The sequence below is a fragment of the Devosia sp. genome (assembly GCF_036563435.1).
In the GTDB taxonomy this organism is placed as follows: Bacteria; Pseudomonadota; Alphaproteobacteria; order Rhizobiales; family Devosiaceae; genus Devosia.
On the sequence record NZ_DATCMJ010000008.1, the window covers coordinates 40,719 to 54,354 of the forward strand.

The window sequence follows — 13,636 nt, forward strand, 5'->3', positions numbered from 1 at the left end:
CTGTGACCGACCTCCTTTCCGCCCTGCCGCCCGGCAGCATGATCGGCATCCTGGGTGGCGGGCAGCTGGGCCGCATGCTGTCGCTTGCCGCCAGTAAGCTGGGCATGCGGACGCATATTTACTGCCCCGATTTCAATAGCCCGGCCTTCGAGGTGACGCCGCACCGCACCATTGCCGCCTATGACGACGAGACGGCGCTCGCCGCTTTTGCCGATGCGGTCGACGTCATCACCTATGAATTCGAGAATGTGCCTGCGGCTACCGCCGAGTTTCTTGCTGCGCGCAAGCCGCTGCGGCCGGGCGCCAACGCCCTCGCCGTGTCGCAGGACCGGCTGGCCGAAAAGAGCTTCCTCGCCTCCAAGAACATTCCCGTTGCGCCCCATCGCGCGGTGACGATGCTGGCGGAGCTCGAGGCGGCAATCGACGAACTGGGACTGCCGGCCGTGCTCAAGACCACGCGGCTGGGCTATGACGGCAAGGGACAGCGCGTGCTGCGCGAGCGCGCCGAAGCTGCCGCCGCCTTTGCGGCGCTCGAGCCCAAGCCGCTGGTGCTGGAAGCCTTCGTGCCCTTCGAGCAGGAAATCTCGGTGGTCGTCGCGCGCAATGCGGCGGGCGAGGTGCGGGCCTTCGATGCGGCCGAGAACGTGCATCGCCATCACATCCTCTTCACCAGCACCGTGCCGGCCAACATTCCGCCGGGCATCGAAAAGCATGCCGCCATGCTGGCCAAGGTCATCGTGGTGGCGCTCGACTATGTCGGGGTGCTGGGCGTCGAATTCTTCGTGGTGCCCGGCGAGCGACCAACGCTGATGGTCAACGAGATCGCCCCCCGTGTCCATAATTCCGGACACTGGACCGAGGCGGTCTGCCTCACCGACCAGTTCGAGCAGCATATCCGCGCGGTGGTCGGCTGGCCGCTGGGCGATCCCGCGCGCATGGCCGATGTGGTGATGGAAAACCTGGTGGGGGACGAGGTCGACGTCGTGCCCTCCGGCCTTGACGGCAATACCCAGCCCCACCTCTACGGCAAGACCGAAACTCGTCCCGGCCGCAAGATGGGCCACATCAACCGGATTACGCGGCGGTAGGCTTGCGCTCTCCACGTGCACCGCGCGGTACCTCCCCCTCGACGGGGGAGGCCAGGAGGGGGGTGTCGGGAGCCACGATCTGCATCGTGGCCAACTGCCCCCCCACCCTTGATCCCAGCCATTCGAGCATAGCTCTCATGGCCTTCTTCGCTCATATCGCTCCACAGGAGTGTTATGCCCTGCGGGACGCTTCGAAGCCCGCAAGGAGAGTCGACTGCACCATCGATGCTTCTACCGCTCCAGCCACCTGTTCATCACGTTCACGACCGACTCCGGGTTTTCCATCGTCGGCAGGTGGGCGCTGTCGGGGAAGTAGACCAGTTCGGCGGCGGGTATGGCTGCGGCCATTTCGGCTGCCAGTTCGGGGGGCGTCAGCTTGTCGGCTTCGCCCACCCCCACAAGCGTCGGAACCGCAATGCCGGAGAGAATCGGGCGCGAATCCACGCGGTTCATGATCGCCACCTGCTGCCGGAGATAGGCCACCTGCCCCACGCGCTCGGACATGGCTTGGACATCGCGTGCCACCTCGGTGCCCATGTGTTGGGGGGCGATGAGACTGCCGAGCAGACCGCGCGACACGCCGATGAATTTGCCCTGCCCCACCATGGCAATGCCCTTGCGCCGAGTTTTCTTGCGGGCCGGATCGTCTGCCCGCGCGGACGTGTCGAGCAGCGCCAGATGCGTCACCCGCTCGGGCGCCTGGCGCATGATTTCGAGCGCCACATAGCCGCCCATGGAGAGACCAGCCAGGGCGAAGCGCTCCGGCGCCGCGGCCAGCACGCGGGTGGCCATGGCGGCAATGGAATCGTCCTGCGTCAGGTCGGGCACCGAGCTGTCCCAGTCGAACCCCGAGCGCACGTCGCGCCACAGGCGTTCGTCGCAGATCAATCCGGGCAGCAGCATCAGGTGCCTCGCCATTGCGGGTCTCCATGGGCCAAATATGCTGGCTCGACTGTGCCGCCGGATCGATTGCGGGAGCAACCGCGGATCGGGATTTCCGCGGTTTTTCTCTCCGCACAGTGGACAAGGGTGCGGAGCTGGGCTATAGAGCGGCCCACGGTGACTGGCTCTGCTGGTCGGCGACGGTGCTTTTTGGCCTCGGCGCTTCTATCCAAACCCACATACACCAAGCTTCGAAAGGGCGGTTGACCTTTGCAAGTAGTCGTTCGCGATAACAACGTTGACCAGGCGCTCCGCGCTCTGAAGAAAAAGCTCCAGCGCGAAGGCGTCTTCCGCGAGATGAAGCTGCGCAACTACTACGAAAAGCCCTCTGAAAAGAAGGCCCGCCAGAAGGCTGAAGCCGTTCGCCGCGCCCGCAAGCTGGCCCGCAAGCGCCTGCAGCGTGAAGGTGGTCTGCCTGCTCCAGCAGCGGCAGCGCGTCCCGGCCAGCCCGGCCGTCCGGCAGCAGCGACCCCACGCAGCTAAGCGCCAGCTGACAAGAATTAGAACGCCGTCCTTCGGGGCGGCGTTTTTGTTTGCCCTTAGTGCCGTATGCGCCAGCGGTCGAGCAGCGCCACGGCTATGGTAAGGGCCGCCACGAGTGGCAGCTGGGTGGTGAGGGCCGAAAAGGCATCCGGAAACAGGGTGCTGGCAGCAAGGGAGCCGGCAAAGCCGCCACCCACCTGGAAGAAGCCGGTAAGCGCCCCCGCGGCGCCGGCAATGGCGCCGAAGCCTGACATGGCCGCCGTGGTAGCAACGGGGCTGATGAAGGCCAGGCCGAGCATCCAGACGCCCACCGGGATCATGATGGCAATCACCGAGCCCGGAAAGGCATGCGGCAGAATGGCGAAACCAAGGCCACTCAAACCAAGCAGCGCCAGCGCACAGGTGACCAGCCGCTCGCTGCTGATTCTGGTGGAGAGGAATCCCACCACCAGGTTGCCGGAGATGAATGAGGCCGTCTGCACCAGCATGGCCATGGCAAATTGGAACGGCGTCAGGCCGATCCCCTCGATCAGCACGAAGGGAAGCAGCGCGGTGAAACCGTGAAAGCCGCTGAAGGTGAGGCCGAGCAGCAGCGAGGGAAACAGAAAGGCTGGCGCCACCAGCAGCCGGCGGTAGTTGCCGACGATGACCGAGGGGCGAAACGGCACCCGGGCCGTCTCGGGCAAGGTCTCGCGCGCGCTGGTGGCAAGGAGCGCCACAATGGCAAGGCCGAACCCAGCCATGACCACGAACATCAGGTGCCAGGTGCCAAGGAGCAGGATGACGCTGCCCAAGGTTGGCGCGACAGCCGGGGTGACGGTGAGGATCAGATTGATCAGCGTCAGGATGCGAATGGCCTCGCTGCCCACGAATTGGTCCCGCACCATGGCGCGGGACAGGGCCACGCCGGCCGAGACACCGAAGCCCTGGATGAAGCGGCCGAGGAACAAGAGCTCCAGATTGGGCGCGGCCGCCGACAGGAGGCTGCCCAGCACGTAGATGACGAAAAAGCTGATGCCGACGCTGCGCCGGCCGAAGCGGTCCGACAGCGGACCGCAGATCAGCTGCGCCAGGGCGAAGGCGGCAAAGTAGACGGTCAGCGTCAACTTGGCGCCAGCATCGGTGGTGCCCAGATCGACAACCAATGTTGGGAGGGCGGGCGTGTAGAGCGTCAGGCTCAAGGGTCCGGTCGCCACCATCAGCCCGCCCACGATGGCCGTGCGGCGGGCCGACATGCCTGGAACTGTCTTGTCGGTCACTGGCTGAGCGCCTCTCCGAAGAACGTCTTGGCGCGCTCCCAGATGCCGCGGGCCCATAGGTCGCTATGGCCTGCCCCCGGCTCGATCCAGAGCTCGGAGGGATTGGGCACCAGCTCGAAGAGCCGCTCGCCATTGCTGACGTCGATCGTCGTGTCGCCGGTGCCGTGGCCGATGAAGACCGGCTCCTGCACATCCAGGATCCACGCGTTGACCGGAAACTGGTCCTGCATCACCAAGCGCACCGGCAGTATGGGATAGCGCTCACCCGCGACGGTGACCGCCGACAGAAAAGGCGTCTCGAGCAGCAGTGCCTGGGCGCCGCGAATGCTGGCGACATAGGTGGCGGGGCCCGTGCCCAGTGAGCGGCCCCAGATCACCAGCGGAAAGCCCTGGCCCGCCGCCCAGTCGAACACGGCCGTTGCGTCTTCGAGGATGTTGTCCTGCGAAATTGTGCCGGGAGAGGCGGGGAAGCCGCGGTAGTCAAAGGCGACGAAGCCATAGCCTTCGGCCGCGAACTGCTCGTATCGCTCGTATTCCTGGCTGAAGCTGTCCGAATTGCCCTTGAAGTAGACGATCAGCGGCTTGCCCTGGACCGGCGCCTGGAACCAGCCATTGACCACAGCGTCGCCTGAAGGAATGGAAATTTTCTCGGCGCCCGGCAGGTTGGCATCGGCCAGTTCGAAGACCGACCCCTGCGGCGCATACTGCAGCGCGCGCTGGTTGACATACATGTAGCCCACGACGGCCGCATAGAGGCCGACCGCCACCAGTACCACAACAACCGCAATACGCCGCAACAGCTTCATCGCCCGCCCCCTGAAAAACCCGGAGGCGACCCTATAGTTCGGCAATGGTCTGCGCCAGCGCGCGCTCGAACACTTCCTCTGGCTGCGCACCCGACAGGGCATATTTCTCGCCGAAGACAAAGAAGGGCACGCCGCGGATGCCTTGCGCAGCAGCGTCGTTGGCAGCCTGTTCGGTAATGGCCAGCTCGTTCTCGTCGTTCATGGCATCGAGCGCGTCGCCGCGGTCGAAGCCGTACTCAACGGCGATGTCGGCAAGGACGTTGTCGTCGTTGATCTGCCGGTGCTCGAGGAAATAGGCCGCTGCTATGGCATTGGCCAGTTCGTGCTGGATACCGAGGGGCTTGGCGAGGCGCGTGATGGTGTGGACCTTCTTGGTAGGGAACATGCGCGGCTGCTGGCTGAGGTCGAGATCGATCCCAGACTTGCGCGCTTCCCCTTCCACCCGCTCCCACATCTCCCTGTGATCCTTGCCGTATTTCTGGCGAAGCATGTCGGCGACCACCACGCCCTCTTCGGGCGTGTTGGGATCGAGATAGAAGGGGTGGTTTTCGACCACGACGTCGACATCATCCGGGAGGGCCGCGATGGCATTGTCGAGCCGCGCCGAACCGACCAGGCACCAAGGGCAAACGACATCGGTGAAGACATCGATCTTGAGCAGCTTGGTCATGGGCGCTTCCTTGCAACGGAGTTCAGCAGCTCACATGGCGCGGAACGGCAAGGTTCGCAAGCACGCACTCGCAGGTAACTAGGCAGCAGCCTGGCTGTTGGTAACGGCAAACGGGGGCGACCAGGCAGCGGCAAAGCTCAGGCCCACAAAGGCGCTGAAGCCGGCCCAGATCATGCCGGGCGCCATGACCATGGCTGCCTTTGGATCGACGGCGCCAACGCGCACCATGGTGCCGAGGCCAAGCACCAGAAGGGCAAAGGCGAGGATGCTGAGAACCAGCGAGTCGAGCGGCATGACCAGGAAGGGATGGACGATCATACCAGCCATCAGGGCGACCAGCCACCAGCCGGCACTACGGCCTTCAGTGCCACGATCCACAACCATCCAGCGGGCGATGCCAAATAGCGGCAGGCTTGCAAGATGAAGAACCCCGCCCATCCAGCCGGGGAGGCCAAATGGCGCAAAGAAAAGCGGGACCATGCCATTGATTTCGGCAAGACCATTGGCGACAACAAAGACAGCAAGCGGCATTGCTGCACTCAGAACAAAGCCAAGTGCATTGTGCCGGTCTGCATCAAGAACCGAAAGAAACTGCTTCGAAACTGCCCGCGTGGTCGCCATCACCGGCTCCCGATATTGCTTACGACTGCGAAGGCAACAGGCAAGCGGCCCAAAGAGTTCCGCAAAGGTCAATCACAGTCTGCTGTTCGAAGCTTCACAACCCAGTTAGAAGCAGCGGAAAGGATGCGCGCATGACCGACTTGTCCGACTTCGCCGAACGCCTGGAAACCCTGGAAACGCGCATCGCTTTCCAGGACCAGACCATCGAGGAGCTGAATGCCACCATCACCGCGCAGTGGCAGCAGATCGACCTGCTGACGCGCAAGCTGCAGATGGTGGAGGAGCAGGTGCGCTCAGGCGTCCATATTGCCGACCCGGCCACTGAAGCCCCGCCGCCGCACTACTGACGCCAAAGGAAAGGCCCGCCGGAGCGGGCCTTTGTTTAGTGTCCGAGCGACTTGACGATGTCCTCGGTCGTCTTCTTGGCATCGCCAAACAGCATCATCGTGTTGTCGCGATAGAACAGCTCGTTCTGCACGCCGGCATAGCCCGCTGCCATGCCGCGCTTGATGAACAGCACCGTACCGGCATCCTCGACGTTCAGCACCGGCATGCCATAGATGGGCGAGGTCTTGTCGGTCTTGGCCGCGGGATTGGTGACGTCGTTGGCGCCAATCACGAAGGCAACGTCGGATTGCGCGAATTCGGAGTTGATGTCCTCGAGCTCAAAGACTTCGTCATAGGGCACGTTGGCTTCCGCCAGGAGCACGTTCATGTGGCCCGGCATGCGCCCGGCGACCGGGTGGATGGCGTATTTCACCGTGACGCCTTCGGCCTTGAGCAGGTCGGCCATTTCGCGCAGGGCGTGCTGCGCCTGTGCGACCGCCATGCCATAGCCCGGCACGATGATGACCTTGCCGGCATTCTTCATGAGGAACGCGGCGTCTTCGGCAGCGCCCTGCTTGACCGGACGCTCGTCCTCGGCCGCACCGGCCGATGCAGCGCTGTCGCCGCCGAAGCCGCCCAGGATCACCGAGATGAACGAGCGGTTCATCGCCTTGCACATGATGTAGGACAGGATCGCGCCCGAGGAGCCCACCAGCGCGCCGGTGATGATCAGCGCGGTATTGCCCAGGGTGAAGCCGATGCCCGCGGCCGCCCAGCCCGAATAACTATTGAGCATGGAGACCACGACCGGCATGTCGGCGCCGCCGATCGGAATGATCATCAACCCGCCCAGCACCAAAGCCAGGAGCGTGATCAGCCAGAACAGCCACGGATTGCCCGTCGTGGTGAAGGCCCAGATCAGCAGGAGGATGGCCACGCCCATGACGATGTGGATGGCGTGGCGTGCCGGCAGGATGATCGGCTTGCCGCTCATATTGCCGTTGAGCTTAGCAAAGGCGATCACCGAGCCGGTGAAGGTGAAGGCGCCGATGGCGACGCCGATGCTCATTTCAACCAGCGCCTGGGTGTGGATGGCGCCATGCGCACCGATGCCGAAGGCTTCCGGCGCATAAAGGGCGGCCGCGGCCACGAAGACCGCCGCAAGACCGACCAGCGAATGGAAGGCGGCCACCAGCTGCGGCATGTCCGTCATCTTGACCGTGCGGGCCATATAGGCACCGATGCCGCCGCCAATGCCGATGCCGGCGATGATCAGCACCCAGCTGATCCAGTCGCTGGGCGCCGCCACGAGGAGCGTGGTGACAATGGCGATGCCCATGCCCACCATGCCGAAGGCATTGCCCTGTCGGGACGAACGGGGGCTGGAAAGGCCGCGCAGCGCCAGGATGAAGAGGACGCCGGAAAGGAGATAGAGGAGCGCTGCGAAATCAGCAGAAATCATCGGCGCTAGCCCTTCTTCTTGTACATGGCCAGCATGCGCTGGGTAACGAGGAACCCGCCAAAGATGTTGACGCTGGCAAAGACCAGGGCAATGAAGCCGAAGGCCTTGCTGACCCAGTTGCCTTCAGCGGCCAGATGCACGCCCACCGCGAGCAGGGCGCCCACCACGATCACCGAGGAAATGGCGTTGGTTACGCTCATCAGCGGCGTATGCAGGGCCGGGGTCACCGACCAGACGACGAAATAGCCCACAAAGATCGCCAGCACGAAAATGGCGAGGCGGAAGGTGAAGGGATCGATGGCGCCGCCCGTGGCCGCATGGGCCGTGGCCGCGATCACATCGGCGGTCTGTTCTGCCGTTGCTTCCATTTACTGCGCATCCTTGGGAGTTGTCCGCTTGCGCGGCGTTCGCTTGGCCGGCTCCAGGGGAAGCACTGCCTCTGCCGCGGGCGCCAACGTCGACGCCGTCGCCGCCTTTCTGACGCGCGGCTTGGCGGGTTCGGCAGCCGCGATTGCCATGGGCTGCACCGATGCCGCGACCGGCTTGGCGCGGACCGGCTTCGGCGCGGCTGCCGCATCGACCACGGCCGCAGCCTTCTTGGTGGCGGCGCGCCTGGCGCGCGTAGGAGCGGGCTCGGCGGCTGCCGGAATGGACTGTTCGACGCCACGCGCTGCCTTCCTGGGCGTATCCGCCATGGCCGGCACTTCGGTCTTGCGCGCAGCGCTCTTCTTGGCCGGAGCCGTCGAGACTGTGCCGCCCTTGATGGGCGCCGCCTTGGCCACGACGCCCGCTGGCGGCGGGGTCGGCGCGTCCTTGGCAACGGCGGCCGGTGCTGGTGCAGGGGCGGAAGGAGCGGCAGCGAAGTTCGGATGAACGACCGCGCCATCGCGGGTCAACACCGTTGCCTTGACCAGCTCGTCGTCCCAGTTCACCGCAAGCTTCTTTTCCTTGCCGTCGATCAGCGTGGTGAGGAAGGCAAGGAGGTTGCGGGCATAGAGCTGGCTCGCCGTAGTGGGGATGCGGCCCTGCATGTTGGTGTAACCGACGATGGTGACGCCGTTGTGCTCGGTAACTTGGCCGGGCACGGTAAGTTCGACATTGCCGCCGCGCTCGGCAGCCAGGTCCACGATTACCGAGCCGGGCGCCATGGATTCCACCATTTCCCGGGTGATCAACCGCGGCGCCGGGCGGCCGGGGATCAGGGCGGTGGTGATCACGATGTCCTGCTTGGCGATGTGCTGCGCGGTGAGCGCGGCCTGCTTGGCCTGGTATTCGGCGCTCATCTGCTTGGCATAACCGCCGGCGGTTTCGGCCTGCTTGAATTCCTCGTCCTCGACCGCGATGAACTTGCCGCCCAGCGACTCCACCTGCTCCTTGGCGGCCGGCCGGACGTCCGTGGCCGAAACCACGGCGCCCAGGCGCCTGGCGGTGGCGATGGCCTGGAGGCCTGCGACGCCCGCGCCCATGACGAAGGCCTTGGCGGGGCGCACGGTGCCGGCTGCGGTCATCATCATCGGCAGGGCGCGGTCGAACACCGCGGCCGCCTCGATCACGCCCTGGTAACCGGCGAGATTTGCCTGCGAAGAAAGGATATCCATCACCTGCCCCCGGGTGATGCGCGGCATGAACTCCATGGCGATGGCGGTGACGCCGGCCCGGGCGAGGTCCTGCACGTCGCGTTCGTTGCCATAGGGATCGAGGGCGCCGATCACCAGCGCGCCGGGATTGACGCCAGAGAGAAGCGTGGCGGACGGGCGCCTTACCGTCAGCACCACATCGGCCAGGTTCAGAGCCGAAGCGGCACTTTCCGCGATCTCAGCGCCTGCAGCGCGGTAGTCCTCATCGGCAATGCGCGAGCCCTGACCTGCGCCGTGTTCCACCGAGACACTTGCACCCAGCCCGATCAGCTTGCCAACTGTTTCGGGCGTGGCCGCAACGCGGTTCTCGCCTTCGAAGCGCTCGCGGAGAATGGCGATCTTCATGGAAGTCTCCTGCCCGCCTGCCGGTCGGGCAGGCGTGGTTCAAATGCCTGCTAGGATGCCGCGATCAGGGCCGGATCAGAAAGTAGAGCACGATCATGGATACGGCCATGATCAGCGTCGACCACTTAACGGCCGTGAGGAAGCCGTTATAGGTCGCCTCGTGCTGTGCGTAGTCCATGGGAGACTCCACCTGCAATTCTGCGTGGTGCTCGGGGCGGTGCTTGGCCATATGGTCCTCTAAGTCCAGTCGTCTCAATCGGGCGCCGATCACTCGGGCCTCAGGGTGAAGTCGCTTCCAGCTCGTCGATCAAGCCTTCGATCATCGAAAGACCAAGCGACCAGAATTGAGGGTCCTTGGCATCGAGGCCGAACGGCGCCAGCAGCTCGGAATGATGCTTGCTTCCCCCGGCCTTGAGCAGCTCGAAATAGCGCTCTGCAAAGCCCTCACTGGCTTTCTCATACTGCGCGTAAAGCGAGTTCACAAGGCAGTCACCGAAGGCATAGGCATAGACGTAGAAGGGGGAATGAATGAAGTGCGGAATATAGGTCCAGAAGATCTCGTAGCCTTCGTTCTGGATGATGGCGTCACCCAGCGATTCCTTTTGGACGTCGAGCCAGATCTGGTTGATCTCCTCGGTCCTGAGCTCGCCCTGACGGCGGGCGGTGTGGACCCTGCGCTCGAAGGTATAGAAGGCGATCTGCCGCACCACCGTATTGAGCATGTCCTCGACCTTTGAGGAGAGGAGCGCAAAGCGCTGCTGCGGGTCGGTGGTGTTGTTGAGGAGGTGGCGGAAGGTCAGCATCTCGCCAAAGACCGATGCCGTTTCCGCCAGCGTCAAAGGCGTATTGCTGAGGATCGGCCCCTGCGCCGCCGCCAGGCGCTGATGCACGCCATGGCCCAGTTCGTGCGCCAGGGTCATGATATCGCGCGAGCGGCCCATGTAGTTGAGCATCAGGTAGGGATGAGCGCTGGGCACGGTGGGATGGGCAAAGGCGCCCGAGAGCTTGCCGTCGCCAGTGGGCGCGTCGATCCAGCCGCTGTCGAAGAAGGGTGCGGCCACTTCGGCAAGCTGGGGCGAGAACTTGCCATAGGCTTCCATGACCGTGGTCTTGGCGCTGTCCCAGTCCCAGGTCCGTTCGTCGCTCGTCGGCAGCGGCGCGTTGCGGTCCCAGGCATTGAGCTTGTCCTTGCCGAACCATTTGGCCTTCATGGCGTAGTAGCGGTGCGAAAGACGCGGGTAGGCCGCCTGCACCGCTTCCTGCAGCGCATCGACGACCTCGCGCTCGACCGAATTGGCCATGTGCCGCGAATCGGCAATGTCCTGATAGCCGCGCCAGCGGTCGGAGATTTCCTTGTCCTTGGCGAGGACATTGGTGATGTGGGTGAAGAGCCGCCCATTGGCCGCCAGCGTCTTGCTCAGCGCCTTGAACGCCGCTTCGCGCTTTGCCGCGTCCTTCTCGGAAAGGAGGTGCAGCGTTGCTTCCATGTTGAGGGTTTCGCCGTCGACCTCGAATTCGAGGCTCGACAGGGTCTCGTCGAACAGACGGTTCCAGGCGGAATAGGCGGTGACCGACTTGTCGTGGAACAGCTCTTCGAGCTTGTCGTCGAGCTGGTAGGGCTTGGCCTTGCGCAACTCGGCAAACCACGTGCGATACCGGGCCAGTTCAGGATCCTTGTCGAGCGCGACATCCAGATCGGTATCGGCGATGCGGTTGAGCTCGAGCTCGAAGAACAGCACCTTGGTCGAGAGGCTGGTCAGCGCCTCGTTGGTATCGCCCATGAACTTGGCGCGGTCGGGGTCGGTGGATTTCTGCGCATACTGCAGGAAGGCGAACGAACCGATGCGGCCGCTGAGATCGCCAAGGGCTTCGCTGTCCCTGATGGCCTCGATCAGCCGGCCGGCCTTGGCGAGTTCGGTGAGCTTGCCCTTGTAGTCAGCCTCGAACTTGGCGGCGAGTGTCCTGGCCCTTTCGAGGTCTGCCGCAAAGTCCGGGCTGTCCTTGCCGGAATAGAGATCCGACAGGTCCCAAACCGGCAAGGTCCCGAACTGATTGTGGCCCTTTTGGGCTGGTGCGGTCATGGCTGAACTCCGGCTGGTCCGATTTGCGCGCGGACCTTAGCCAGAGCGCACCCGCCTGTGAAGGCGCTACTGCGTCACGGGCGAGTTGGCGACCGGCGTCTGGTTGGAGGCCGGCGTATCGCCCTCTCCGCCCGAACTGCCGATAAAAGCCATGGTGCCAAAGAACAGGGCGCCCAGCAGCCAAAGGGCCCCGGCCATAAGGGCAAAGCCTTCGATGAATTCAAGCCCGGTGCGGTGATGCATGTCCATGTCGTGGTCTCCGTTTCCAATCCAAACACGGACGGCACCGCCTCGGTTGCGTCCGAGCGGCGTCCCCGAAAACGGCGCATGATTAATCGGCCCTTAACCCGCCTCCACCCATCCTGCTCCCAAAACGGCACACGATTCGATGCCGGAGCAAGAAGACTTCAGGAGTTTGGATGACGCGCGTTCTCGTAGTCGATGATGACCCGGTTCAACTGCGCCTCACCGCCGAGGTCGCCAATCGTGCCGGGTTCAAGCCCCTGACCGCGACCAGCGGCGAACAGGCGCTCCGGCTGCTGCGCGACGATCGCAATATCGGCGCCATGATCCTCGACCTCGTGATGCCCGACCTCGACGGCATGGGCGTGATGGACGCCATGCGGCGCGAGGGGCTGACGACGCCCGTCATCATCCAGACCGCCAATGCATCGCTCGAGACCGTGATCTCGGCCATGCGCAACGGCGCTGCCGACTATTTCGTCAAGCCGGTAGCGCCGGAGCGGCTCGTCATCTCCTTGCGCAACGCCATGAAGCTCGACGCGCTCGAAGCGGCCATCCGCGCGGAGCGGGCGCGCAAGAGCGGCACCTTTACGAGCGCTGACCTCATCGCCAAGGCGCCCGCCATGGCGCGCGTGCTGACGCTGTGCGGCAAGGCGGCCAAGTCCAACATCCCGGTGCTGATCGAGGGTGAAAGCGGCGTGGGCAAGGAACTGATCGCCCGCGTCATCCAAGGCTCAGGCGATCGCGCCGGCAAGCCGTTTGTCGCCGTCAACTGCGGCACCATCCCGCCCAACCAGGTGGAGGCAGTCCTGTTCGGCCACAAGAAGGGGGCCTTCCACGGCGCGGTCACCGATCAGCCGGGCAAGATCGCCGAGGCGCATAACGGTACCTTGTTTCTGGACGAGATCGGCGAACTTGCGCCCGAAATCCAGGGCAAGCTGCTGCGCGTGTTGCAGGATGGCGAGATCGAGCCGGTGGGTGCATCGCGGCCCGAGCGGGTCAATGTCCGGGTGATCTCGGCGACCAACCGGCGGCTGCTGAACCTCGCCAAGTCAGGCGAGTTCCGTGAGGACCTCTATTACCGGCTCAACGTCTTTCCGATCTATGTTCCGCCGCTGCGCGAGCGCATGGAAGACCTGCCGGCACTGGTCTCGATGTTCATTGCCCGCTTTTCCGCCGAGGCCGGCAAGCGCGTCCTGGGCATCTCGCCTCCAGCGCTCGACCTCCTCATGGCCTATGACTGGCCAGGCAATATCCGCCAGCTCGAAAATGCGGTTTATCGGGCCATCATCCTGACCGACGGCGCCTTTCTCGAGACGGTGGACTTTCCCCAGATCTATAGCCAGACCCTGGGGCGCGATATCTCGCTCAAGGCGCTGGAGGCCGTGCCGGTGCCCGCAGCGCCCGTGCATATCGACGCGGCGGCCTCGCGGCCGCGCGTGGTGCAGGACGAACCCGCTCCCGTGCCCGATCGCTTCCTTGCTCCGACCGGCGAAATTGCAGCCCTTGCCGAGATCGAACGCGCAGCCATCGTCTTTGCCATTGAGCACCATGGCGGCCGCATGTCGCGCGTGGCGCGGGCGCTCAAGATCGGGCGCTCGACGCTTTATCGCAAGCTGCATGAATATGGCCTGGCCGAAGAGCTGATCAACGACGCCGCCTGAGGCGAGGG

General features: G+C 64.3%; 14 protein-coding genes and 1 pseudogene. 4 read left to right on the plus strand and 11 right to left on the minus strand.

Annotated features, from left to right (window positions below; genetic code table 11):
• Positions 1-2 precede the first annotated feature (2 nt).
• Positions 3-1,088 (plus strand): 5-(carboxyamino)imidazole ribonucleotide synthase, encoded by a 1,086-nt coding sequence (locus VIL88_RS05110; protein ID WP_331986675.1) that lies wholly within the window; start codon positions 3-5, stop codon positions 1,086-1,088.
• Positions 1,089-1,319: 231 nt separating this feature from the next.
• Here the strand turns inward: VIL88_RS05110 and VIL88_RS05115 are convergent, their stop codons facing one another.
• The gene (locus VIL88_RS05115; protein WP_331986677.1) at positions 1,320-2,006 is read right to left on the minus strand and encodes an alpha/beta fold hydrolase; all 687 of its coding nucleotides are present in this window, start codon (positions 2,004-2,006) and stop codon (positions 1,320-1,322) included.
• 234 nt (positions 2,007-2,240) lie between these two features.
• On the opposite strand from VIL88_RS05115, the gene rpsU reads away from it, so the two are divergent.
• Positions 2,241-2,513, plus strand: a complete 273-nt coding sequence (gene rpsU / locus VIL88_RS05120) for a 30S ribosomal protein S21 (RefSeq protein WP_331986679.1) — start codon at positions 2,241-2,243, stop codon at positions 2,511-2,513.
• A gap of 56 nt (positions 2,514-2,569) precedes the next feature.
• Here rpsU and VIL88_RS05125 read toward each other — a convergent pair whose 3' ends face one another.
• The 4 genes from VIL88_RS05125 to VIL88_RS05140 all read right to left on the minus strand — a co-directional run bounded on the left by VIL88_RS05125 (position 2,570) and on the right by VIL88_RS05140 (position 5,869).
• On the minus strand, positions 2,570-3,772 hold the full coding sequence (locus tag VIL88_RS05125) for a multidrug effflux MFS transporter (RefSeq protein ID WP_331986681.1): 1,203 nt from the start codon (positions 3,770-3,772) through the stop codon (positions 2,570-2,572).
• Positions 3,769-4,578, minus strand: coding sequence for an alpha/beta hydrolase (locus tag VIL88_RS05130; RefSeq protein WP_331986682.1), 810 nt, complete (start codon positions 4,576-4,578; stop codon positions 3,769-3,771). The genes VIL88_RS05125 and VIL88_RS05130 overlap by 4 nt, the downstream gene beginning before the upstream one ends.
• Before the next feature lie 31 nt (positions 4,579-4,609).
• On the minus strand, positions 4,610-5,248 hold the full coding sequence (locus VIL88_RS05135) for a DsbA family oxidoreductase (RefSeq protein ID WP_331986684.1): 639 nt from the start codon (positions 5,246-5,248) through the stop codon (positions 4,610-4,612).
• Positions 5,249-5,326: 78 nt separating this feature from the next.
• On the minus strand, positions 5,327-5,869 hold the full coding sequence (locus VIL88_RS05140; RefSeq protein ID WP_331986686.1) for a tryptophan-rich sensory protein: 543 nt from the start codon (positions 5,867-5,869) through the stop codon (positions 5,327-5,329).
• Between the two features lie 131 nt (positions 5,870-6,000).
• On the opposite strand from VIL88_RS05140, the gene VIL88_RS05145 reads away from it, so the two are divergent.
• Complete coding sequence (locus VIL88_RS05145; RefSeq protein ID WP_331986688.1) at positions 6,001-6,216, plus strand: SlyX family protein; 216 nt, start codon at positions 6,001-6,003, stop codon at positions 6,214-6,216.
• 35 nt (positions 6,217-6,251) lie between these two features.
• Here VIL88_RS05145 and VIL88_RS05150 read toward each other — a convergent pair whose 3' ends face one another.
• The 6 genes and pseudogenes from VIL88_RS05150 to VIL88_RS05175 all read right to left on the minus strand — a co-directional run bounded on the left by VIL88_RS05150 (position 6,252) and on the right by VIL88_RS05175 (position 11,970).
• Positions 6,252-7,655, minus strand: coding sequence for an NAD(P)(+) transhydrogenase (Re/Si-specific) subunit beta (locus VIL88_RS05150; protein ID WP_331986886.1), 1,404 nt, complete (start codon positions 7,653-7,655; stop codon positions 6,252-6,254).
• 8 nt (positions 7,656-7,663) lie between these two features.
• The gene (locus VIL88_RS05155) at positions 7,664-8,026 is read right to left on the minus strand and encodes a proton-translocating transhydrogenase family protein (RefSeq protein ID WP_331986690.1); all 363 of its coding nucleotides are present in this window, start codon (positions 8,024-8,026) and stop codon (positions 7,664-7,666) included.
• Between the two features lie 312 nt (positions 8,027-8,338).
• Positions 8,339-9,640: pseudogene (locus tag VIL88_RS05160) on the minus strand (Re/Si-specific NAD(P)(+) transhydrogenase subunit alpha); the annotation flags it as partial.
• Positions 9,641-9,704: 64 nt separating this feature from the next.
• Complete coding sequence (locus VIL88_RS05165; protein ID WP_331986692.1) at positions 9,705-9,869, minus strand: aa3-type cytochrome c oxidase subunit IV; 165 nt, start codon at positions 9,867-9,869, stop codon at positions 9,705-9,707.
• Positions 9,870-9,918: 49 nt separating this feature from the next.
• The gene (locus VIL88_RS05170; RefSeq protein WP_331986694.1) at positions 9,919-11,721 is read right to left on the minus strand and encodes a M3 family oligoendopeptidase; all 1,803 of its coding nucleotides are present in this window, start codon (positions 11,719-11,721) and stop codon (positions 9,919-9,921) included.
• A gap of 66 nt (positions 11,722-11,787) precedes the next feature.
• Positions 11,788-11,970, minus strand: a complete 183-nt coding sequence (locus VIL88_RS05175) for a hypothetical protein (protein ID WP_331986695.1) — start codon at positions 11,968-11,970, stop codon at positions 11,788-11,790.
• A 170-nt stretch (positions 11,971-12,140) separates the two neighbouring features.
• Here VIL88_RS05175 and VIL88_RS05180 point away from each other — a divergent pair, with 170 nt between their 5' ends.
• On the plus strand, positions 12,141-13,628 hold the full coding sequence (locus tag VIL88_RS05180) for a sigma-54 dependent transcriptional regulator (RefSeq protein ID WP_331986697.1): 1,488 nt from the start codon (positions 12,141-12,143) through the stop codon (positions 13,626-13,628).
• Positions 13,629-13,636 lie beyond the last annotated feature (8 nt).

Coding starts and splice junctions, on each gene's coding strand:
- VIL88_RS05115 (WP_331986677.1), bottom strand. CDS start 2,006: ATGGCGAGGCACCTGATGCTGCTGCCCGGATTGATCTGCGACGAACGC.
- VIL88_RS05130 (WP_331986682.1), bottom strand. CDS start 4,578: ATGAAGCTGTTGCGGCGTATTGCGGTTGTTGTGGTACTGGTGGCGGTC.
- VIL88_RS05135 (WP_331986684.1), bottom strand. CDS start 5,248: ATGACCAAGCTGCTCAAGATCGATGTCTTCACCGATGTCGTTTGCCCT.
- VIL88_RS05140 (WP_331986686.1), bottom strand. CDS start 5,869: ATGGCGACCACGCGGGCAGTTTCGAAGCAGTTTCTTTCGGTTCTTGAT.
- VIL88_RS05145 (WP_331986688.1), top strand. CDS start 6,001: ATGACCGACTTGTCCGACTTCGCCGAACGCCTGGAAACCCTGGAAACG.
- VIL88_RS05155 (WP_331986690.1), bottom strand. CDS start 8,026: ATGGAAGCAACGGCAGAACAGACCGCCGATGTGATCGCGGCCACGGCC.
- VIL88_RS05165 (WP_331986692.1), bottom strand. CDS start 9,869: ATGGCCAAGCACCGCCCCGAGCACCACGCAGAATTGCAGGTGGAGTCT.
- VIL88_RS05170 (WP_331986694.1), bottom strand. CDS start 11,721: ATGACCGCACCAGCCCAAAAGGGCCACAATCAGTTCGGGACCTTGCCG.
- VIL88_RS05175 (WP_331986695.1), bottom strand. CDS start 11,970: ATGGACATGCATCACCGCACCGGGCTTGAATTCATCGAAGGCTTTGCC.
- VIL88_RS05180 (WP_331986697.1), top strand. CDS start 12,141: ATGACGCGCGTTCTCGTAGTCGATGATGACCCGGTTCAACTGCGCCTC.